The sequence below is a fragment of the Bacillus sp. FSL H7-0578 genome, from assembly GCF_038630855.1.
Taxonomy (GTDB): Bacteria; Bacillota; Bacilli; order Bacillales; family Bacillaceae; genus Bacillus; species Bacillus safensis.
In genome coordinates, this window is the sequence record NZ_CP152045.1 from 2,421,546 (window position 1) to 2,442,893 (window position 21,348).

Below are 21,348 nucleotides of genomic sequence, written 5' to 3' on the forward strand. Positions count from 1 at the left end.
CCCCTTTTAAAAACGGGAGAGCCCATGGTCTGGACCCTCCTTTTGATCAATCAATAAATTCGAATTCAAATTCAAGCAGACGAATGATGTCGCCATCTTTTGCTCCGCGCTCACGCAAGGCATCATCGACACCCATTCCGCGCAGCTGTCTAGAGAATCGTTTAACAGATTCATCTCTTGAGAAGTCTGTCATCTTAAACAGACGCTCAAGTGCTTTACCCGTTAAGACAAATGTGCCATCAGGATCTCTAGAGATCTCAAATGGTGCATCGCCTTCATCAAACCTGTACATCACACGGTTATCCGACAGCTCCTCTTCATTATAGAGCGGGAATTCCGGTGTTGTTTCAAGCTGATTGGCGATTTCAAATAAGAGCTCACGAAGCCCTTCTCTTGTGATCGCACTAATCGGGAACACTTTATAGTCATCCGTTAATTTTTCTTTAAATGCCTCTAGATTGTCAGCTGCATCTGGCATGTCCATTTTGTTCGCAACAATGATTTGCGGACGCTCTGTCAATCTCATATTGTACTGCTCAAGCTCTTCATTAATCGTCACGTAGTCTTCGTATGGGTCACGCCCTTCAAGTCCAGACATATCAATGACATGGACAATGACACGTGTACGCTCAATATGACGTAAAAATTGATGACCTAAGCCAACGCCTTCGTGCGCTCCTTCGATCAGTCCTGGCAGATCCGCCATAACAAAGCTTCGGTTATCGTCTGTTTCAACAACCCCGAGGTTCGGTACAAGCGTTGTAAAATGATAATCCGCAATTTTTGGTTTCGCAGAAGAGACAATCGAGAGCAGCGTTGACTTCCCGACACTTGGGAAACCAACAAGTCCAACATCTGCAAGTACTTTTAATTCTAAGATGACGTCACGTTCTTTACCTGGCTCACCGTTTTCAGACAGCTGTGGTGCAGGGTTTGCTGGTGTTGCGAAGCGTGAATTCCCACGTCCGCCACGTCCGCCTTTGGCAATTACAGCCCGCTGCCCATGCTCTGTCAAGTCAGCTAGTACTTGTTCCGTCTCTGCATCTGTCACAACCGTACCCGGCGGAACTTTGACAATCATTTCTTCCGCATTTCGGCCGTGCTGGTTTTTACTCATTCCGTGCTCGCCGCGGTCAGCCTTGAAATGGCGCTTATAACGAAAGTCCATTAACGTTCTAAGTCCTTCGTCTACTTCAAATACAACATCTGCACCATTTCCGCCGTCGCCGCCTGCTGGGCCGCCCTTTGGTACATATTTTTCACGACGGAACGCCACCATACCGTTTCCGCCGTCACCGCCTTTAACATACACTTTAACCTGATCTACAAACATAACTTCCTCCGTTTCTCTGCATCACATATCTCGTTCTTGCCTCAAACAAAGCTCAATCATGGACTCATGAGGCGTCACATGAAATTGCGTTATACTCATACATGGATAGTTTGCGTCATGAAACGCATTTAACGCATCCAAACTTGTTAATTTTCCTTTGAAATCAAAATATAAGATCACATCATTTTCTTCATGATCTGTTTGGAAAGTGACCGTTAAATGATTTTCAGTTTTTTGGCAAACTGATTGATCGAATATCGAAAACAACTCCTGTGATACCGTTAGCAGCTGCGATTCATATGCTGATAAGTCTCGGGTTTCACCAAGCACTTCATATTCTAAGGTGATAAAATGCGACTCCCAATTAAATGTTAGAAAGTAATAGGCCAATTGGGGAATTTTTAAATTTGAGAGTTTGGATTCATGCTGTGCTTCAATGACCATTTCTTCTATAATTTCAAACACGCGGTCATATTTTTCTAATGTCAAGTTGCCTTTGATCAGCTGTAATTTATTCATCCAGTCGTGTCTTGAACGACTGAGCAGATAGATCAATTCATTTGTTAATGCAACGTGAGTTAATTTTTCATTTTCTTTACTTGGTATCTCTTCCATTATCGCACTCCCAATCGTTTGGTCTCTCTTTTAGGAGTCTTATCATCAATATGTCTCCCTGAATTATAACAGAGAAGACAGCATAGAAAAACACTAGTTATGTGAGGAAAGGTTGTTTTTTCTGATCGTATAGGAGAAAATGAGGCAAAGTCAGCAAACGTTCTTTGATATTTATGGAGTGCATCTTCTTTTATCATCTTCGGTACTGCTTGTAAAAAGTGAAAAAACTCCAGTCAATGACCGGAGTTTTTAGCAATTATTGTGCCGCAGGATATACGCTCACTTTTTTACGGTCACGACCGAAACGTTCGAATTTAACTGTTCCGTCGATTTTAGCGAAAAGAGTGTCGTCGCCTCCGCGTCCAACGTTTTCACCTGGATAGATTTTCGTTCCACGTTGACGATAAAGGATAGAACCACCAGTTACGAATTGACCATCAGCACGTTTAGCGCCTAAACGTTTAGACTCAGAGTCACGTCCGTTCTTTGTAGAACCTACCCCTTTTTTAGATGCGAAAAATTGAAGATCTAATCTAAGCATGAAGTTCACCTCCTATTTTTTTGTTGATATTCTCACATAATCGTGATAATCTCGTTCAATTGTCTCTAAGGAAACGACCATGCCTTCTAAAAGCAGCTGGGCTTTTTCAAAAGATACTGGATCTGTATCAGCCGGCAGTTCAAAAGAGAAGTAGCCGCCATCTTCACCAATATCAAGCAGTGGGTCCAATCCTGTCAGTGCAATAATTGAATTGACTGAGCCAAAAACAACAGCAGATACACCTGCACAAACGAGATCCTGACCTTTTTCAGCAAACTCGGCATGTCCAGTCATCTGAAAAGACGTAATGCTTTCATCTGCTGAAGACCGAGTAATGGTTGCTTTGATCATATCACTCACACGCCTTAAGCGTTGATTTTTTCGATAACAACTTTAGTGTAAGGTTGACGATGACCTTGTTTCTTGTGGTTGTTTTTCTTCGGTTTGTACTTGAACACAGTAATTTTCTTACCGCGACCTTGTTTTTCAACTTTAGCCGTTACTGTTGCTCCAGCAACTGAAGGGTTACCCACTTTGACAGTGTCTCCGCCGACAAACAATACGTTTTCGAAAGTTACTGTTTCACCTGCTTCAGCAGCTAGTTTTTCAACATAAACAGTTTGACCTTCTTCAACTTTTACTTGTTTACCACCAGTTTCGATAATTGCGTACATCTCTGCACCTCCTAATAAACTCAGACTCGCCGAATACAGGGGGCCATAGGCACTTTACACCTGCTCCGCGCGGTTGTAGCACGGGTGCTACATATCCATAACATTAAAAAATATATCAAACTAGACGCAGAATGTCAATGTATTTTCACTATTAGTACGGTAAAAGAAGCTCTTCCATTGAGGAGGTGGTTCTGCGATCTGAAAAATACGCATGGAGCAGTTCATTTTCATCAAGCTGGCTCATCTTCACGCCATCTCTTTCAATAATAATCGGATGCTTGCAGCCCCTTTGAAATCGTGCCATCACTTCGTATACTTTTTCCTCTGCACTTGCTCTCAGCGGAATCAGTTTTTCTACCTTCTGCTCTTTTTTACCGTAATACCGTTCTAGTAAGAAGCGAACCCTGACGTAATGCCGCTGCCTGTGTTCCATCACGAGTGAATAAGCTAAAAAAGTAAGCAGCACCCAGCCATTGAATTGCAGCGGTGCAAATAAAAGTAACCCTCCTGTCAATAGACCGAAAAAGACAAGTGAGCCTTTTATTGCTAGGGCATGTGCGCGTTGGAAAGGGTAAAAAACAGATAAGAGCAAAAAGAATAATTTTCCGCCATCAAGCGGCCAAACGGGCAAAAGATTCACAAGGAAAATCGCCATATTATAAAAGGTAAACATGGTAAAGACATCGTGCGAGATAAGAGAAGCCTCCATGAAAAGCCATGCCATGAGCTGGAGCGGTACATGCTGAAGCGGCCCGCACAAAATGACCGCCAGCTCTTCTTTTAACGGACGGTTCCCATGTTCCTCTACTTCCACCGTTCCGCCAAATGGCAGTAAAAAAATCCGCCGAATGCGCCAATGATAATAGCAGGCAGCCGCTGCATGTCCAAGTTCATGGACACAGACAATCACGAGCAGACAAAGCAGCGGCTTGATTTGACCTGACAGAACCGCAAACGCCATCACAATCCACAGCAGCGGATGGATGTGAATTTTCGTCAGCATGAGCAGCCATCTATTCAAAGGTCATCACCTGAATAGGATCGATAAATTGTTCATTTTGCTTAATGGCAAAGTAATACGTGCCCTTCCCTTGATCATCAAGTGAAATCTGGCCAATTTTTTCACCCTTATCGACAAAATCGTATAAGGCCACATCGGCTTTCTTTAATTGACCGTACCAGCTATAGCTGTTATCTGCATGCTGCACTACAACGGTAAGCCCTGTATCGCTTTGTTTTTTCACCTCGACCACGTAGCCTTCCTTCATACTATCAATGGCTTCAGCGGATGTCTCCACTTTGACACCTGCTCCATTTTGCGTAAAGGATTCCTGCACTTTACCAGAGGCAGGAACAGCTAGTTCTTGATTCGCTTGTACGTCCTTTTGGCCATCTTTTTTCTCTGTTAAAAAGGCCAGCGGATGTCCAACTGTTTTTTCAAACCAGCGGTTAGCAGCAGCAAATTGAAAATCTTGCTCAAAAGTCTGAGTAATCATCGGCTTCAGCTGCTGAAACGGACCTGTCTGACCTTTAAATGAAATGGCTGCAATCAAAACAAGGGACGCTGATAATAAGCATTTAAGCACAAAGGTATTCGGGTTAAATAAGGGATGACGATATTTCTTTGGCTGATGGGACGCGGATTCATAGGAGGTCGAGCCAGAATGCTTTTCTTCCTCTGTCAGCATAACCCATGGCGGGATATCTTCTTTTTTCTTGAAAGCCGTCTTCTTAGGGGGAGCAGCTGGCTGCATCATTTTGCGGCGCTGCGCGATTTTCTTTCGATACTCGTCCACTCTTTTCATGAGATCACCCTTTACATACAAACAGTTTGTACATTTTATGTGACAACCCCATCTGATATGCAACAAAAAGACCGATTCTCATCGAATCGGTCTCAGCGTGCAGACAAACCCTCGCATTCGGTGTCAGGTCTGCGCTCCGGTACTCACGAATGTCAAATTCGCTTCGCAAAGGTAGCCGTCTTTCCTAGACTGCAAAGGTTTTCTATCACGGTTCAGTGATTATGCTCTTACACCAAAAAATGCTTTGAGCTTTGCAAACATTCCCTTGTTTTCTTCTTCAAAAGATTGAAGCGGAACAGATTCGCCTAGTACCCGGCGGGCAATATTGCGATAGGCAATCGATACTTTATTTTTAGCATCCATAACAATTGGTTCACCATTGTTTGAAGCCTTAATCACATCATCATCATCTGCTACAATGCCAAGTAGATCAATCGATAAGTGATGTACCACTTCATCTACATCCATTGAATCGCCATTTTTCGCCATGTGTGTACGAATACGATTGACAATCAAACGAGGCGGTTCGATATCTTCTTGTTCTAACAAACCGATGATTCGGTCCGCATCTCTCACAGCTGAGATTTCAGGCGTCGTCACGACAATAGCCTTGTCTGCACCGGATACAGCATTTTTAAAGCCTTGCTCAATTCCAGCAGGGCAGTCAATAACAACATAATCAAAGTCTTGTTTCAATGATTGAATTAATTCTTTGATCTGTTCCGGCTCTACAGCCGTTTTATCACTTGTTTGAGCAGCAGGTAAAAGATACAAAAGATCCTCGAAACGCTTATCTTTTACAAGCGCTTGATGAATTTTGCATCTTCCTTCTACTACATCGACTAGATCATAAATAATGCGGTTTTCTAGCCCCATCACGACATCCAAATTCCGAAGGCCGATATCGGTATCAACTAGACACACTTTTTTCCCTTGAATCGCTAGTGCTGTGCCTAAGTTTGCAGATGTTGTTGTTTTGCCAACGCCGCCTTTTCCTGAGGTAATCACAATAGCCTCGCCCAATTTCACATTCCTCCCTCAAGCCTTGTCAGATTAGGTCTTATATGAGCCAATTGCTGCAGGCGTTCAATGATCATATTGCCATCTATATCTAAATAAGCACATTCCATTTCATTTCCATCTTCTTTTTGGTCTGGCGCGCGGTTAAAAACTTGTGCGATGCGAAGCTGTGTTGGAATCATATGAGATGCCGCAATAACAGCCTGTTTGTTGCCATTACATCCAGCATGCGCCACACCTTTTAATGCGCCAAGCACAAAAATATTTCCTCCTGCGCGAATCGTTCCGCCAGGATTGACATCTCCTATTAATAAAAGATCTCCTTCGACATGCAGCACTTGTCCAGAGCGCACAATTTTTGCTACAGAAGTAATTTCAGCCTCTGCTTTTAATCGTCTCGCCTCTTCAGTTGACATGACTTCACTTTCAATGGAGTGGATGACGAGATGTTCATTTTCAGACACCGCTTCAGTCAAACGCGTCTCCTGATCCTCTGTTAAATACCGAAAACCAAGCTTAATATGCACATTGACCTTATGTCCTTCTCTTCCATCTGTATATTGCTCAAGTAATAGAACCTCTCGCAAGCCGGAAAGAAGGTCATCAAACGAACAGTCATCATTTAACTGTAATGTTAATCCGTTTTTTGTACCTTTTATCGTCACATATTGCTGTTTTTGAGTTTTCAAGATGCTCACCTCAACAACATACTCATTTCGCCGTAATTGGACAAACTCCTGCTTTTATTCGTCGATCAGTCCTTGTTTCACGTGGGTGAAAAAGAGCCTAAACGGCACAACAAGTATGAGAGACGCAGCAGTATTTAAAAGAATCGTTGGAATAAAGCGTTCGATGACATACGTATTAAACGGCATAATCCCTGGTTGAATTGTCGCTTGAACGCCGTATACATAAAACTCCATCACGGAAACAGCAATAATCGACAGAAAGACAACGACTAACATATTCGTTTGCAGAACTTTAAAGGCTTTTGCTAACAAATAGCAAAGCGCCCCAAAGCCAAACATATGAACACCAAGTATGCCTGTATATGAAATATCATATAAAAGTCCAAAGATAAATCCGTAAATCACACCATATTTTTGATTCACAAAAGCAGTCATAAATACAAGTGCGAGTAAAATGAAATGAGGAGCTAAAATTTGATTCTCTGAAACAAATGGGAGCTTCACTAAATCAACAAAAATGCTGTCAAATACGAAGATAAACAACATGACGAAAGCAAGAAGGACACGTTTCACGAGCCTTCCTCCTTCGTCAATTCAGATGCATCTGCTGTACTTGTGCTGCGATTCACCACAATCACACGGTCTAAATTGTTGAGTTCAGCCGCTGGTTCTACGTAAATGATCTTTGTCAGGCCGTAATGGTCTGGCTCGATTTCACTTACCTTACCAATCGTTAAGCCTTGCGGGAATACGCCCCCTGCTCCAGATGTTTCAACAAGATCTCCTTTTTTGACATCCCCATCTGCATCGGATTTCAGAATATTCATAGTCAGCATTTTTTTCTTGCTGTCATAACCGTTAATGATTCCATTGAGTTCTTCTTTGCCCTTTTTCGCAAAAATTTTCGTTGAAATTCTATTATTTTGGTCAGTAGAGCTTAGCAATCTTACAGTTGAAGTAAAATTGTTGAGCTTATCACTTTCAATCTTCCCAATTAATGCGCCACTCTCATTTGTGACTGCCATATCTTTTTCCACGCCTTGTTTTTTCCCTTTATCAATCATCACAAAGCTATCCCAAAGAGAAGGGTTTCTTGCGATAACAGTTGATAGAATTGGCGTGTAGTCACGAATAGAGTTCACATAGCCAAGCTGTTTGCGAAGCTTTTTGTTCTCATCTTCTAGTTCTTGAAGTTTCGCCTCATATTGAGTTTGTCCATCAAGTTTTTTTCGAAGACGCTCGTTTTCATCATATGTGTTCTTTAAATCTTGTACGTTCCCATAAATACCGGCAATAAATTGTGATGGTTTATGAAAGACACCTTGAAAAAAGCCTGTCGTATCCCCCACTAATTTTTCCGGCCATGAAGCACCTCTGCCGCTTTTCACTGAAAAACCAATCATGGCCACCAGTACGATGACACAGACAAGGAGCAACATTAATCTTTTATTCATAAAAAACTGCGGCATGTCTTACACCTCTTTAATTACGCCCGATTATCGATTATCTTTTGATTTTCCTTTGAACAAATGAATATGTTCTAGTGCTTTCCCTGTCCCGATTGCCACACAGTCAAGCGGGTCTTCTGCAATAATGACTGGCATTTTCGTTTCATCACTAATGACTTTGTCAAGATTACGAAGCAATGCACCGCCTCCTGTTAAAACAATTCCGCGGTCCATAATATCTGCTGCCAGCTCAGGCGGGGTTTTTTCAAGAGTCATTTTCACTGCATCGACAATTGTTTCCACCGTATCGCGAAGCGCTTTTGCAATCTCTTCTGCCGTAATAGAGATTGTTTTTGGCAGACCTGTTAAAAGGTCACGGCCGCGAATGTCCATCTCATCATGTACATCAGGCTGCGCAGAACCGATTTCCATTTTAATCGCTTCTGACGTACGATCACCGATCATTAGGTTATACGTTTTACGGATGTAGCTGCTGATCGCATCATCCATCTCATCTCCTGCCACGCGGATTGATTGTGATGTCACAATGCCGCCAAGAGAAATAATCGCTACCTCTGTTGTACCGCCGCCAATGTCCACAACCATACTTCCTGTTGGCTCCCATACAGGCAGGTTAGCACCGATTGCCGCAGCAAATGGCTCTTCAATCGGGTATGCGTCACGTGCACCAGCTTGTCTTGTTGCATCAATGACTGCACGCTCTTCTACAGCTGTAATACCAGATGGTACACATACCATGACGTAAGGTTTACGAGCAAAAAGCCCTTTGCCTTTTAATGCTTGATTAATGTAATATTTCATCATTGTTGCTGTCGTCTCGTAATCTGCAATGACTCCGTCTTTCATTGGGCGTAATGCCACAACATTACCAGGTGTACGGCCAATCATGTTTCTAGCATCATTTCCAACTGCCACTATAGACTTCGTATCAGTTTCCAAGGCTACGACCGAAGGTTCTCTCACAACAATGCCTTTTCCTTTAATAAAAACAAGCGTATTCGCTGTTCCAAGATCTATTCCAAGGTCTTTTGTACCAATTCCAAACATATGTATGTATCTTCCTTTCTTAAACCAAAATTCCCTTAGGGAAAAACTCATAAACTCTATTATATCGTAAAACATTGAAAAAAAAAGTGTTACAAATACCCTTTTTCCTTCAAACTCACAAATTTTTGATCACCTATGACAAGATGATCAAGCAGCTGTATTCCAATCAGCTTTCCACATTCAAAAAGTCGCTGTGTGACTTCAATATCTTCCCTGCTCGGCGTCGGGTCTCCAGATGGATGGTTGTGCACACATATAAATGAAGCAGCCGAACGTTTAAACGCCTCTTTGAAAATTTCACGCGGGTGAACGATGGATGAGTTCAAACTTCCAATAAACACAGTATGTTTATGAAGAACTTGATTTTTTGAATTGAGATAAAGACAAACGAAATTCTCCTGTTGTAAAAACCTCATATCTTCCATCACATATTTTGCCCCATCCTCTGGTGTGCGGATCACATAGCGGTTGTCCGTCGTTTGATGGTGTAATCTAGTGCCGAGTTCTAAAGCAGCTAATAGAGAGACCGCCTTCGCCTTTCCAACTCCTCGAATCTTCGACATTTCTTCAATTGAGGCTTCTCTTACAGAGCGAAGACCGCCAAATGTTTGCAGAAGTCTTGCAGAAATTTGGAGAACTGATTCCTTTTTTGTGCCTGTCCTTAAAAGAATCGCAACAAGTTCATGGTTTGACAGACTGCCGGGACCATATTTCATAAATCGTTCTCTCGGCTTTTCATCTTGAGGAAAATGCTTTAGCAACATAGGGAAATCGTTCATGATGCCCACTCCTTTTAGATTCCTTCCTGTCATCAAAAAGGGGTGATTCCAAATGTTTCGAGCACTCTAACTGTTTTGGCAATAGGGAGACCGACAACGGAAAAATAATCACCATCTATTTTTTGAACAAACAGTGCGCCTTTTCCTTGAATGCCATAGCTTCCCGCTTTATCAAGCGGTTCTCCCGTTTCGATATAACGGTCTATTTCATTTTGCGCAAGTGTCCAAAACGTCACTTCTGTTTGTTCATAAAATGTTTCTTTTCTATTCTCTGACTGAATCGTGACACCCGTCAAGACTTGATGTGTCTTTCCTGACAATAATTGAAGCATTGAGGCCGCTTCTTCCTTGTCTTTTGGTTTCCCAAGACATTTGCCGTCAATTGCAACAATCGTATCTGCACCAATAATCACAGCTTCGGGATATAATCTTTGAATATCACTTGCTTTTTGTTCTGCCAACCATTGGACGTTCTCTGCAGGAGAAAAGTTTCGATTTATTTCTTCTTTTAATTGACTTGCTTGAATGTCATAAGAAAACCCTGCTAGATCAAGCAATTCTTTTCTTCTAGGGGATTGAGATGCGAGAATCAATTGGTTCATGTTTGTTCATCCTTTCAGGGTTTAGCCTAAGAAGTAAGATACCCATTCATCCTATCAAATGTACATCTTACCGACAATTTACGAAAATTCATTTTTCATGTTCCTTCATCATTATGTTGGATGCAAAAGAAAAAAACTAGTCATTTTTTGACTAGTTTGGTTTCTTAAAATATGATTTTACGTATTTAATTGATCAAGCAGTACCTGCTGAGATTTCCACCCGTTTTCAGCAGTAGGTTCATTTAACAGCTGCACCGCTTTCAGCAAACTGCTTTTAGCTGGTGCGTCCGTTGTTTTGGCACTTTCAAGCTCAGAGATCAGCTGCGCAACGTCCTTTTGATCCACATCATCCCCTGCAATGACCTTAGAGGATAAAACAGATGCCTTTTCTATTAAACTAGTCAGCTCCTCCGGTACTTGAAATGAGAGCTCCTTGCCTCCCCACGCCTCAAAGTGCTGATCAATCAGCTTCTTCCCAACAGCGCTTGTCATGCCCTGTTCTGTCGCAAGCCCGGCAATAACATAATAGCCATCATCCATTGAAACCTTTTTCCCCGCGTATCCTGCTTCTTTTAAACTGCCAACTAATTCATCTGCTCCTTTTTCAGAGGAAAACTTTCCAGCCTGTACAACATATGTTGAAAAGCTGTCAGAGGCGCTTTTTTCATCTTTATTCTCTTTTGATTCATCAGCAGTATCTGCTGGCGGCGCATCCCCGCCCGCTTTCATCGATGATTGATTTCCGGATGCTGAAACGCTGATATCTCCCCCTGATGGATTCTGAGTACCATCTTGACTTAGGCTAAGTGCAAACACACCTAGGCCTGTCCCAAGAACCACTGCAAACACAATCGTTGTCATCACTCTCTTAAACGGGCCGCGGTTTTTACCGAACTTCTGATCAAAGGAGCCTTTTTTCTTTTGATAAGGTGTGACGACCTTTGGATCAGAATGATAAATATGATCAGCTGCATCATCCCACTGGAAATCTTCTTCTTTCGGTTTAGCCGGTTCTTCCTCGGAAGCAGCTGTCTCCAGTTCTGACTGCCTTTTTTCCTCCCAATTCGAAAACGTCACTTGATCATCCTCTTGTTGTTTTGGCGGCTGATGGTCATCTTCATGAAGTATTTCTTCTTTGCCATTAATATTGACTTTTAACCCTTGTTTTTTTGCCTGCCTTTTTTTCACTGTCATTCCCCGCTTTCTGACATTGTTTGTAAGAAAGACCTTTTTGTCCAATGAATCAGCGCGAATGTAACCCGTCCTTCTTTCTGTTTCACACTTTAACATAGCGGATAAAAAAAAGAACAAGACTTTTGTCGGCAGGAAAAAAAAGTGTTCGCCAATTTTTTCAACCGGTCGACCCGGTGAATGGGAGCATGACATGAACTCCATAGAGATACAGCCAAAAAGAAAAAGAGATCGCAGGAACAAAGGGAAATGGCTCATCTAATCGAAAAGAAAAAACCTTCGCATAGACGATTCCAGTGATACACGAGAGGAAAAGAATGAGAAGGAATGGCTTGAATCCTAAGCAAAATGCAAGCACTCCGAACAGCTTGATATCAGCTCCGCCCATGCTATTTGGCTTGAAACGATCTAAAATATAAAACAAGAGAAAGCAAAAAAGAAGCGAAGCCGCTCCTTCCCACCAAATAAGTAGAGGTTCAAGCGTGCGGTATATGACGAAAAGAGGAAAAAAGAAGAGAAACAGCTCGTTTGGCACCCTCATATAAAGGAGATCGCTCACGACAGCAATCACAAATAAACTACAAAGAATCACAAGAAAAAGACCTTCAAACGAAATACCAGCGATTCTATACATGAGCAAAAAAAGACTGCCTGACAGCAGCTCAATCAGTGGATATAGCAAAGACAGCCGAGTGCCGCAATATTTACAAGTCCCCCTCAATAATGCATACGAAACTAGCGGAATCATCTCGCGCAAGGAAAGCGGCTGTTTACAGGCTGTACAGTGAGAACGAGGAAAAAGAATAGACCGCTTCAGTGGCAGCCTTTCACCAACTAGATGAAAGAACGACCCCATGGTGATGCCTGCAAGAAACACAAAAATGCCTATCATATATTGTGACCCCTTCCGAGAATAAGATAGACCGGATTTTACCACGACCCTATTCATTGAGCACATAGCGAAAATATGATTTTACTTCCCTTCTGCGTATCAAAAGAAAAAAACGCAAGAGGCATTGAAGCCATTTGCGTTTTTTTGTTACCCGATCATACGATTACGTATATCTGAAATAAAATAAAGAGAGCCTGTCACAAGAATCACCGCTGAAGGATCATCACTTTTTTTCTGAATGAACTCAAGCACTGTACGAGGGTCATCATCATAAGACTTTGCGTCTAACTGACTGCATACATAAAGCTTTTCAGCTGATTCGGCTCTTGGAAAATCAAATGAAACAAAATGGATAGAAGAACTAACGGCTTCAAGCTTTTGAATCATTTGCTTGTACGGCTTATCTTTTAAAGCACTAAAACATATATGCACCTGTTTACTAGAAAAATGAGCTTGCACAGTTTCAATTAAACGATCGATCCCTTCTTCATTATGAGCACCGTCTAAATACACTGGAGGATGATCTTTGACTTTTTCAAACCTTCCAGCCCAAACTGCCTGCCGAACGCCTTCATATATTTGCCCTTCTATCACGCTAATATAGCCTTCTTGCTCCAGCCATTCAATGAGTAAAACAGCAAGGGAAGCATTTTGCCTTTGATGCGTTCCAATTAATCCTGTTTCAAGCTGAGGATACTGCCTTTTTGATGTGCGTAACGTGAATCGTTCACCTGTTTCTGTCGGCTGCTGCTCATTAAAGATACAAGTATCATGTAAGGAAATACATTCGGCATTCTTTTCTTTGGCTGTGTTTTGAATGACAACAAGAGCTTCAGGCTGGTGAACTGCCGTGATCATCGGAATACCCTCTTTGATAATGCCCGCTTTTTCAGCTGCAATTTGTTCAAGTGTGTCACCTAAAATGGCCATATGATCATGACCAATCGACGTAATCGCTGTTAAGATAGGCACAGCAATATTTGTAGAATCAAGCCTTCCGCCAAGCCCTGTTTCCAAGAGGACAAAGTCTACTTGGTGCACATGAGCAAAATAAGCAAATGCACACGCTGTAATGATTTCAAATTCTGTTGCTGCGCCAAGCTCAGTTTGATCTAATTCATCAACAAGCGGCTTGATTTCATTCACCAAACTCAGCCATTCTTCATCCTCTATAGGCGCTCCGTTCACGCTGATTCTTTCATTGAACGTTAGTATAAATGGGGAGGTGAAGGTTCCGACCGAATAGCCGGCTGCCTGTAAAACAGAACGCGTGAACGCAATGGTTGATCCTTTACCATTTGTACCTGCAACATGTATTGCTTTTATGCTTTGTTCCGGATTGCCTAGTCTGTTCATCAGCCATTTCATTCGTTCAAGACCCGGTTTTACACCAAAGGCCAGTCTGCTGTGAATCCACTCAATCGCTTCATGATAGGTTGTAAACAATGTCATCTCTCATTTCATACGAAATTTTCAAAAAAGACGACTCCATTTCATTAGGAGCCGTCTTTTCAACCTTATGCTTTCAGCTCTTCAATACGCTTTTGAACAGCTTCGCGTTTTGCGACATAATCACGTTCTTTCGCACGCTCTTCTTCTACGACACTTTCAGGTGCTTTTTTCATAAAGCCTTCGTTGCCAAGCTTTTTCTGTACTCGTTCCACTTCTTTTGTCAGCTTATCAAGCTCTTTTTGCAGGCGTGCAATTTCTTCATCCAAGTTGATTAAGCCTTCAAGCGGCAGAATGAGTTCTGCTCCAGAAATAACAGCCGTCATCGCTTTATCACTAGCTGGAACATCTGTGCCAATTTCAAGAACACTTGGGTTCGTGAAGCGCTCAATATATGAACGATTTTTCTCTAAACGTTCCTGAACATCAGACGTAGATGCTTTAATGTAAAGCTCAACTTGTTTGCTCATTGGCGTGTTCACTTCACTGCGAATGTTACGAACAGAACGAATGAGTTCAACAAGCAGCTTCATATCAGCAGAAGCTTGTTCATTGGAAAGCTCCGGCTTCACTTCAGGCCATGCCGCTACAGTAATGGACTCACCTTCATGCGGCAGATGCTGCCAGATTTCTTCTGTTAAGAACGGCATAAACGGATGTAGAAGCCTCATCGTTTGATCTAATACATACGCAAGGATCGAACGAGTCGTTTTCTTCGCCGCTTCGTCTTCACCATAAAGCGGAAGTTTCGCCATTTCAATGTACCAATCACAGAAATCATCCCAAATGAAGTTGTATAAATGTCTGCCCACTTCACCGAATTCATACTTGTCAGCAAGCTGTGTGACACTTTCAATCGTTTCATTTAAGCGTGTTAAAATCCATTGATCAGCAACTGATTTTTCCCCTGATAAATCAAGCTCATCATACGTTAAACCATCCATATTCATTAAAGCAAAACGGGATGCGTTCCAAATTTTGTTCGCAAAGTTCCAAGTGGATTCAACCTTTTCAAAGCTAAAACGAAGATCCTGACCTGGTGAGCTTCCAGTCGCTAAGAAATATCTTAATGAATCCGCACCGTATTTGTCGATGACCTCCATTGGATCAATTCCGTTGCCAAGCGACTTACTCATTTTACGTCCTTGTTCGTCGCGGATGAGCCCATGAATGAGGACATCTTTAAACGGTTTTTCTCCTGTGAATTCAAGTCCTTGGAAGATCATGCGGGATACCCAGAAGAAAATGATGTCATAGCCTGTTACAAGCAGATTGGTTGGGTAGTAGCGCTTGAAGTCTTCACTGTCTGCATCTGGCCAGCCCATTGTAGAAAACGGCCAAAGTGCTGAACTAAACCATGTATCAAGCACATCGTTATCCTGTTCCCAGTTCTCAATATCTTCTGGTGCTTCAAGTCCAACGTATACTTCTTTCGTTTCTTTATGATACCAAGCCGGAATTCGGTGTCCCCACCATAGCTGACGAGAAATACACCAGTCACGGATATTTTCCATCCAATGTAAATATGTCTTTTCAAATCGGTCTGGAACAAATTGAACTTGGTCGTCCCCTTTTTGCAGATGAATGGCTTCGTCTGCCAGCGGCTGCATTTTCACAAACCATTGTGTCGATAAATACGGTTCAACGACAGCTCCACTTCGCTCACTATGACCAACTGAATGCATGTGGTCTTCAATTTTGAACAAAATGCCTTCCTCTTGTAAATCCTTCACAAGCTGTTTGCGGCATTCGAAGCGGTCCATCCCTTTATATTGCAGTGCATTCGCATTCATTGTGCCATCTTCATTCATGACAAGAATACGCTCTAACCCATGGCGGTTTCCAAGCTCAAAGTCATTCGGGTCATGAGCAGGTGTAATTTTCACAGCACCTGAACCAAACTCCATATCGACATAGTCATCACCGACGATTGGGATTTCACGGCCTGTAATTGGTAAAACCACTGTTTTTCCAATCAAATGCTGATAGCGTTCGTCATCAGGGTGTACGGCTACGGCTGTATCCCCCAGCATAGTTTCAGGTCTTGTTGTCGCAATTTCAATTGAACCTGTTCCATCTGAAAGCGGATATCTCAAGTGATAAAACGCACCTTGAACATCCTTATAAATCACTTCAATATCAGAAAGTGCCGTTTTCGTTGCTGGATCCCAGTTAATGATGTACTCTCCGCGATAAATAAGCCCTTTTTCATACAATTGAACAAACACTTGGCGAACGGCTTTATTCAGACCTTCATCTAAAGTAAAACGTTCACGGGAGTAATCGAGGCCAAGGCCCATTTTCGCCCACTGGCTGCGAATAAAATCTGCATATTCTTCTTTCCACTTCCACGTTTCTTCTACAAATTTCTCCCGGCCAAGGTCATACCGGCTTACGCCTTCTTCGCGAAGCTTTGCCTCGACTTTTGCTTGAGTTGCAATACCGGCATGGTCCATACCTGGAAGCCAAAGAACGTCATAGCCCTGCATCCGTTTCATACGTGTCACGATGTCTTGTAGTGTAGAATCCCATGCATGCCCAAGATGCAGTTTTCCTGTCACGTTTGGTGGAGGAATGACGACTGTATATGGATCTTTCGTTTTGTCATTTTGTGCTTCGAAGAATTTCCCTTCAAGCCAGTACGTATAGCGGTCTTTTTCAATCGCATTTGGATCGTACTTTGTTGGCATTTCTTGATTATTTGTTCCCATTTGTGTAACCTCCACATTTTTTCGGCTGATGAAACATAAAAAAAAGCCTTTCCATCCTTATAAAAGGACGAAAAAGCTTTTTCGCGGTACCACCTTTTTTCACGAGACACATATACGTGTCCCATACACTCTAAAGGATAACGGGGTTCTCCCGAATTTCTCTACTTGTTCATTCAAGAAATTAAGCTCACAGGCGACCTTCCAAACAAGTACATCCTAGGAAACCTTTCAGCTCTTGGTTTCCCTCTCTTTAGGGTCTTGCTCGTACTCTTCCTGATCCACGCTTACGATATATCACGTTCATCAGCACATACTCATCTTTTATTAATATTACTAAATGCCTTTTGTTTTCGTCAATCATCTTTTCCGCTTTTCTTCTTCTTTATACAAATTGGGCAGGCACCCTTCGCCCTTTTGCCCATATGATAATAACAAAATGAAGAAGGAGGGCGTTTGATTTGAAGAAGATCAATCCTTACACACTTCCCCCCTGGTTGAGACAAATTCGGGCAGTTGCTTCCCAAGTCGTTCTCCCGATTGCTATATTTCAAGGATTTCGTACGATCATTTTCCCTACGACATTTGACGTCCTCATTCTAGGTATTCTTATTTTTCTCGCCTGTGCCTTTCACCTTGATTGGTTTTAAAAACTTATCATTATGTACCTGCCCATATAAAGCCAGCGCAGCATAACCTCGTCATTCCGCCGATGACGAGGCACTTTGTTCTTCTTCAAGCCGTCTAGCCTGCTCAATCTCGTGAATCTTCATGACAGTCGGCTCTGAATTTTTCATCTGCCAATACGCTCTTAACAGCTGCTGGCAGCTTTCCATTTCATCCTGCCCGCCTGCTTCATAGGCTTTTACTGTATCAAACAGACCTTGCGGATAAGCGAGGTAGCTTAGGAATAAATGCAGTTCTTCCTCCCGAAGTGGGTTTCCTTTTTGATACGTATAAAACAAGGAAGTGCATTCAGGACAAGACGTGGGATAGGTTTTGAATGTCCGAAAGTAAAAGGTCAGAAGATCATAAATGGGGGCGGCTTTTTTAGACCGCTCAAAATTGGTGAAATGTCCTGTCCCTACATCATTATACAAAAAGTGATGGATCGATAGCTGTCCATGATTTAGCACAACACGCGTTGTCTCTTTGTCTGTCATTTCTTCATGCCAATCTTCTAAACGTTCAAGCGCAAATTCACTGGCAGACATCGCCTCTGAAAAATACATAGCAGCGGCCAGCTCAAATGGCGACATATACCACGTTTGTTCTGCCCGCTCTATGAATCGTTCATACATGTCTTTCTCTGTTTCCCATTTGGTCTTGATTTGTGTGTAATGTGCTTCTATCTCTTGCGCTGTGATATCCATCATGACTTCAGTCCGCTTATGAAGTCTTGCAATCTCTTGAAATAAATATTCATGCTTATCGTCCTGCTCTTCTCTCTTTTCATTCGTCAGCCACGGCATCAAATAGTATGCATACCGGCTTTCCCGATGACTTGAGAAAAAGGAACCGCTCTTCGTCCGATAAATCGGCACAAAGGAGCGATAGCCCTTTGATTCCAGTTCAAGCATTTGTTCTGTAAATTGCATATGCCGGCTGGCTTTTACTCGTTTCAGAGCAAATACACCCTGCTTAGTATAGACCTTGATGACAGCAGGACTGACAGGTTCAATATATTCAGCCTCAAGCCCGTATTCGTATAAGACAGATTGGATTTCATCCACGTTCACTCACCACATTTTCTCGGTCAGTCATCGCTTGCTATGCATTGCTTTTTTGATATTCAGGAATATAAAGAATCTGCCCTTCCTCAAGCTCCGCATCCATCGATAATGAGTTTGTGCGAAGAAGCTGCTGCACATTCAACTGATATCTCTCACAAATACGATCGACCGTATCTTCTTGCTGCACTATACATATTTTCATGCGGGAAAAATCTTCCTCCTCCTGCTTAGCGAACAGCTTTGTTAAATAAAGAGAATTCTCACTGCCAGACGTTTCTCTCACGTCTTCTTCAAGCTCCTCTTCTTCTTGAGCTGACTCATATATTTTAGGTGCTTCCCGTTCATATAACCGCCCGAGCTGATATTCATCATCGTGCGCCTCATGCTCAGGCTCCACTTGATCAGCAGGTGATTCAAAAGCCGGATACGACTGTACCGTTTCTTCCTGCTCTTCAGCAGCTTCCGGATCCTTTCTTACTTCCACTTCAAAGAACGGCTCTTCCCGCTCCTCTTCTTCTAATAGCTTTGGCGGTTCAAAAAATGGCGGTTCCTGCACCTGAGCTTCAGGGATGGATCGATAACCAAGCGCCACAGCTTCTTCTTGATTATTCGGCTGTTCTGGCTGTTCTGGCTCTTCAGGTTCTTCTAATTCTTCAGGTTCGTCGGACGCTTCCTCTACTTCCCTGTTCACCAATTCTATCTCAATTTCTTCTTCCTCTTCTTCTTGTACTTCCTGCACTTCCTGTTCCTCTTGCTCCGCGCGCGTATCATGTTGGAATACAGGCTGATTCTCATCATGCTCACGTTCTTCGCCTTGCAGCTCTTCTTGTTCTTCTTGTTCTGGCTGCAACTGATAATCGTAGGCCATATCGCCATAATCCACTTCAGGACGATGGACAAATTCATACGGCTCCTCTACAGGCGCCGGAGGCGTTTCCTCGTCTAATAAGCCCTCAATGGCTAAATCAGCCTGAATGGTGAGCAAACGATTCTCTGTCAGCTGGTAATCAAACGCATCAATAAACACAAACACATCATTTAAATGACTAATTTTGTTCTTCGGAATGGTGATATCGACTGGAAATTGATGCAAAAGCTCCGCCGTTCCGTCTTCTCTGACCTTTACCTCATCTGCTTCCCTGTATGTTGGAAAGGAACTCAATTCACCCAATAGCTCCTCTTGATTTATGTTGTATTCTCCTGTTAGCTCGAGTGAACCTCTAATAGAAACATAATCATTCACTTCTTGAACGAGAATGTCAGGGTCGAGAGAAATTGACAGCAGCTCACTGACTTCCTGTCCGCTTTTAAAATAAATGGATTCTTCTACTGAAAACTGTAATCGATTGTTTTGAGACAAGTCGGTGTCCTCCTTTCATCTAATCCTTAAAAAATAAAATTAGATGTCAATACAGTTGTATGAGGGAGGAAGTGAAAATATGATTGGTTTTCTCTAATGCAAAAAAGGCCGATATGTCTCCATATCGGCCTTTTGTTTTATCGACGTAGTTTTTGAAAAACCTTTTCCACTGTCTCAATCGTATATTCGATGTCTTCGTCTGTATGAGCTGTTGACAGGAATAGTCCTTCAAATTGAGAAGGCGGGAGGAAGATGCCGTGATCGGCCATTTCCTTGTAAAATTCAGCGAATAAAGCAAGATCAGCTGTTTTCGCTTTGTCATAATTGATCACTTCTTCATTTGTAAAGAAGAATCCGATCATGGAGCCCGCACGGTTAAACGTTAATGGAATTCCGTATGCTTTTGCCGCTTTCGAAATGCCTTCTTCTAAACGATCACCTTTTCGTTTAAATTCTTCATAAGACTCAGGTGTCAGCTGTTTTAGGGTTTCTAAGCCTGCTGTCATCGCAAGAGGGTTACCAGATAACGTTCCTGCTTGATAAATTGGACCGCTTGGCGCAATTTGTCTCATAATATCCGCTCTTCCGCCATAAGCACCGACTGGAAGACCGCCTCCAATCACTTTACCAAGGCACGTCAGATCAGGTGTGATGCCAAAATAGCCTTGCGCGCAGTGATAATCCACACGGAAGCCTGTCATGACCTCATCAAAAATAAGCAATGATCCGTATTGCTCCGTGATGTCTCTTAGTCCTTGCAAGAAACCTTCTTGCGGAGGGACAACCCCCATATTTCCTGCGACCGGCTCTACAATAACACCAGCGATATCATCTCCGAATTCTTGAAAAGCAACTTGAATACTTTCTAAATCATTGTACGGTACTGTGATTGTGTTACTTGCAGTCCCTTCAGGAACACCAGGACTATCCGGCAGTCCAAGCGTTGCTACTCCAGAACCAGCTTTAATGAGCAAAGAATCACCGTGGCCATGATAGCAGCCTTCAAATTTCACAATTTTATTTCTGCCTGTAAAACCACGAGCTAGACGAAGTGCACTCATCGTCGCCTCTGTACCAGAGCTGACCATGCGAATAACTTCGATGGAAGGAACCCGTTCTGATACAAGTTTAGCTAATTCATTTTCAACTAACGTAGAAGCACCGAAGCTTGTCCCATTTTCCGCTACTCGCTGAATGCTTTCAACGACACGATCATTCGTATGTCCTAAAATAAGCGGTCCCCATGATAAGACATAATCGATGTATTCATTTCCATCAATATCATAGATCTTGGCGCCTTTGCCTCGTTCCATAAAAATCGGGTCTGTGTTGACTGATTTAAATGCACGCACAGGGCTGTTGACACCACCAGGCATTAATTGCTGTGCTTCTTCAAATGCTTGCTTTGATTTTTCATAGCTACGTCCCATTTCAACGTCCT

At 42.6% G+C, this 21,348-nt stretch carries 22 protein-coding genes and 2 other annotated features; of the genes, 1 reads left to right on the forward strand and 21 read right to left on the reverse strand.

Features of this window, described 5'->3' with window-relative positions; all coding sequences use genetic code 11:
- Nucleotides 1-46 precede the first annotated feature (46 nt).
- From obgE to MHB41_RS12555, 18 genes are all read right to left on the reverse strand, one after another.
- Nucleotides 47-1,333 carry a GTPase ObgE gene (gene obgE, locus MHB41_RS12470; RefSeq protein ID WP_024423156.1) on the reverse strand — a complete coding sequence of 429 codons (1,287 nt, stop codon included), beginning with the start codon at nucleotides 1,331-1,333 and terminating at the stop codon, nucleotides 47-49.
- Nucleotides 1,334-1,354: 21 nt separating this feature from the next.
- The gene (locus MHB41_RS12475) at nucleotides 1,355-1,948 is read right to left on the reverse strand and encodes a sporulation initiation phosphotransferase B (protein WP_024423157.1); all 594 of its coding nucleotides are present in this window, start codon (nucleotides 1,946-1,948) and stop codon (nucleotides 1,355-1,357) included.
- Between the two features lie 256 nt (nucleotides 1,949-2,204).
- A complete protein-coding gene (gene rpmA / locus MHB41_RS12480) occupies nucleotides 2,205-2,489 on the reverse strand; it encodes a 50S ribosomal protein L27 (RefSeq protein WP_003216586.1) in 285 nt (94 codons plus the stop codon).
- Nucleotides 2,490-2,501: 12 nt separating this feature from the next.
- Nucleotides 2,502-2,840: a ribosomal-processing cysteine protease Prp gene (locus tag MHB41_RS12485; protein ID WP_034621123.1), complete on the reverse strand. Its 339-nt coding sequence runs from the start codon at nucleotides 2,838-2,840 to the stop codon at nucleotides 2,502-2,504.
- A 14-nt stretch (nucleotides 2,841-2,854) separates the two neighbouring features.
- Nucleotides 2,855-3,163 (reverse strand): 50S ribosomal protein L21, encoded by a 309-nt coding sequence (gene rplU / locus MHB41_RS12490; protein ID WP_003216781.1) that lies wholly within the window; start codon nucleotides 3,161-3,163, stop codon nucleotides 2,855-2,857.
- Nucleotides 3,164-3,175: 12 nt separating this feature from the next.
- Nucleotides 3,176-3,248, reverse strand: a sequence feature (ribosomal protein L21 leader region).
- A 66-nt stretch (nucleotides 3,249-3,314) separates the two neighbouring features.
- Nucleotides 3,315-4,184: a M50 family metallopeptidase gene (locus MHB41_RS12495; RefSeq protein ID WP_268437216.1), complete on the reverse strand. Its 870-nt coding sequence runs from the start codon at nucleotides 4,182-4,184 to the stop codon at nucleotides 3,315-3,317.
- On the reverse strand, nucleotides 4,177-4,968 hold the full coding sequence (locus MHB41_RS12500) for a M23 family metallopeptidase (RefSeq protein WP_034621125.1): 792 nt from the start codon (nucleotides 4,966-4,968) through the stop codon (nucleotides 4,177-4,179). The genes MHB41_RS12495 and MHB41_RS12500 overlap by 8 nt, the downstream gene beginning before the upstream one ends.
- A gap of 219 nt (nucleotides 4,969-5,187) precedes the next feature.
- Entirely contained in the window at nucleotides 5,188-5,991 is an 804-nt protein-coding gene (gene minD, locus MHB41_RS12505) for a septum site-determining protein MinD (RefSeq protein WP_017358134.1), read from the reverse strand.
- Between the two features lie 2 nt (nucleotides 5,992-5,993).
- Entirely contained in the window at nucleotides 5,994-6,677 is a 684-nt protein-coding gene (gene minC, locus MHB41_RS12510) for a septum site-determining protein MinC (RefSeq protein ID WP_024423161.1), read from the reverse strand.
- Between the two features lie 54 nt (nucleotides 6,678-6,731).
- Nucleotides 6,732-7,250 carry a rod shape-determining protein MreD gene (gene mreD, locus MHB41_RS12515; RefSeq protein WP_024423162.1) on the reverse strand — a complete coding sequence of 173 codons (519 nt, stop codon included), beginning with the start codon at nucleotides 7,248-7,250 and terminating at the stop codon, nucleotides 6,732-6,734.
- Entirely contained in the window at nucleotides 7,247-8,146 is a 900-nt protein-coding gene (gene mreC, locus MHB41_RS12520) for a rod shape-determining protein MreC (RefSeq protein ID WP_024423163.1), read from the reverse strand. Before mreC ends, mreD begins: the two co-directional genes overlap by 4 nt.
- 27 nt (nucleotides 8,147-8,173) lie before the next feature.
- Nucleotides 8,174-9,193, reverse strand: a complete 1,020-nt coding sequence (locus MHB41_RS12525) for a rod shape-determining protein (protein WP_007501538.1) — start codon at nucleotides 9,191-9,193, stop codon at nucleotides 8,174-8,176.
- A gap of 89 nt (nucleotides 9,194-9,282) precedes the next feature.
- Complete coding sequence (gene radC, locus MHB41_RS12530; RefSeq protein WP_034280738.1) at nucleotides 9,283-9,957, reverse strand: DNA repair protein RadC; 675 nt, start codon at nucleotides 9,955-9,957, stop codon at nucleotides 9,283-9,285.
- Between the two features lie 47 nt (nucleotides 9,958-10,004).
- Complete coding sequence (locus MHB41_RS12535) at nucleotides 10,005-10,574, reverse strand: Maf family protein (RefSeq protein ID WP_046311944.1); 570 nt, start codon at nucleotides 10,572-10,574, stop codon at nucleotides 10,005-10,007.
- Nucleotides 10,575-10,751: 177 nt separating this feature from the next.
- Complete coding sequence (locus MHB41_RS12540; RefSeq protein WP_340900064.1) at nucleotides 10,752-11,768, reverse strand: SPOR domain-containing protein; 1,017 nt, start codon at nucleotides 11,766-11,768, stop codon at nucleotides 10,752-10,754.
- A gap of 157 nt (nucleotides 11,769-11,925) precedes the next feature.
- Nucleotides 11,926-12,657, reverse strand: a complete 732-nt coding sequence (locus MHB41_RS12545) for an A24 family peptidase (RefSeq protein ID WP_268456563.1) — start codon at nucleotides 12,655-12,657, stop codon at nucleotides 11,926-11,928.
- Between the two features lie 147 nt (nucleotides 12,658-12,804).
- Nucleotides 12,805-14,109, reverse strand: a complete 1,305-nt coding sequence (locus MHB41_RS12550; RefSeq protein ID WP_340900063.1) for a folylpolyglutamate synthase/dihydrofolate synthase family protein — start codon at nucleotides 14,107-14,109, stop codon at nucleotides 12,805-12,807.
- Between the two features lie 65 nt (nucleotides 14,110-14,174).
- Nucleotides 14,175-16,817, reverse strand: coding sequence for a valine--tRNA ligase (locus tag MHB41_RS12555; RefSeq protein ID WP_025092445.1), 2,643 nt, complete (start codon nucleotides 16,815-16,817; stop codon nucleotides 14,175-14,177).
- A gap of 60 nt (nucleotides 16,818-16,877) precedes the next feature.
- Nucleotides 16,878-17,107, reverse strand: a binding site (T-box leader).
- Between the two features lie 168 nt (nucleotides 17,108-17,275).
- Here MHB41_RS12555 and MHB41_RS12560 point away from each other — a divergent pair.
- A complete protein-coding gene (locus MHB41_RS12560) occupies nucleotides 17,276-17,464 on the forward strand; it encodes a hypothetical protein (RefSeq protein WP_003216497.1) in 189 nt (62 codons plus the stop codon).
- A gap of 51 nt (nucleotides 17,465-17,515) precedes the next feature.
- Here the strand turns inward: MHB41_RS12560 and ysxE are convergent, their stop codons facing one another.
- The 3 genes from ysxE to hemL form a co-directional block, all read right to left on the reverse strand.
- Nucleotides 17,516-18,547, reverse strand: coding sequence for a spore coat protein YsxE (ysxE, locus tag MHB41_RS12565; RefSeq protein WP_034279820.1), 1,032 nt, complete (start codon nucleotides 18,545-18,547; stop codon nucleotides 17,516-17,518).
- 37 nt (nucleotides 18,548-18,584) lie between these two features.
- On the reverse strand, nucleotides 18,585-19,907 hold the full coding sequence (locus tag MHB41_RS12570) for a LysM peptidoglycan-binding domain-containing protein (protein WP_340900062.1): 1,323 nt from the start codon (nucleotides 19,905-19,907) through the stop codon (nucleotides 18,585-18,587).
- A gap of 137 nt (nucleotides 19,908-20,044) precedes the next feature.
- Entirely contained in the window at nucleotides 20,045-21,337 is a 1,293-nt protein-coding gene (hemL, locus tag MHB41_RS12575; RefSeq protein WP_024427834.1) for a glutamate-1-semialdehyde 2,1-aminomutase, read from the reverse strand.
- Nucleotides 21,338-21,348: the final 11 nt, after the last annotated feature.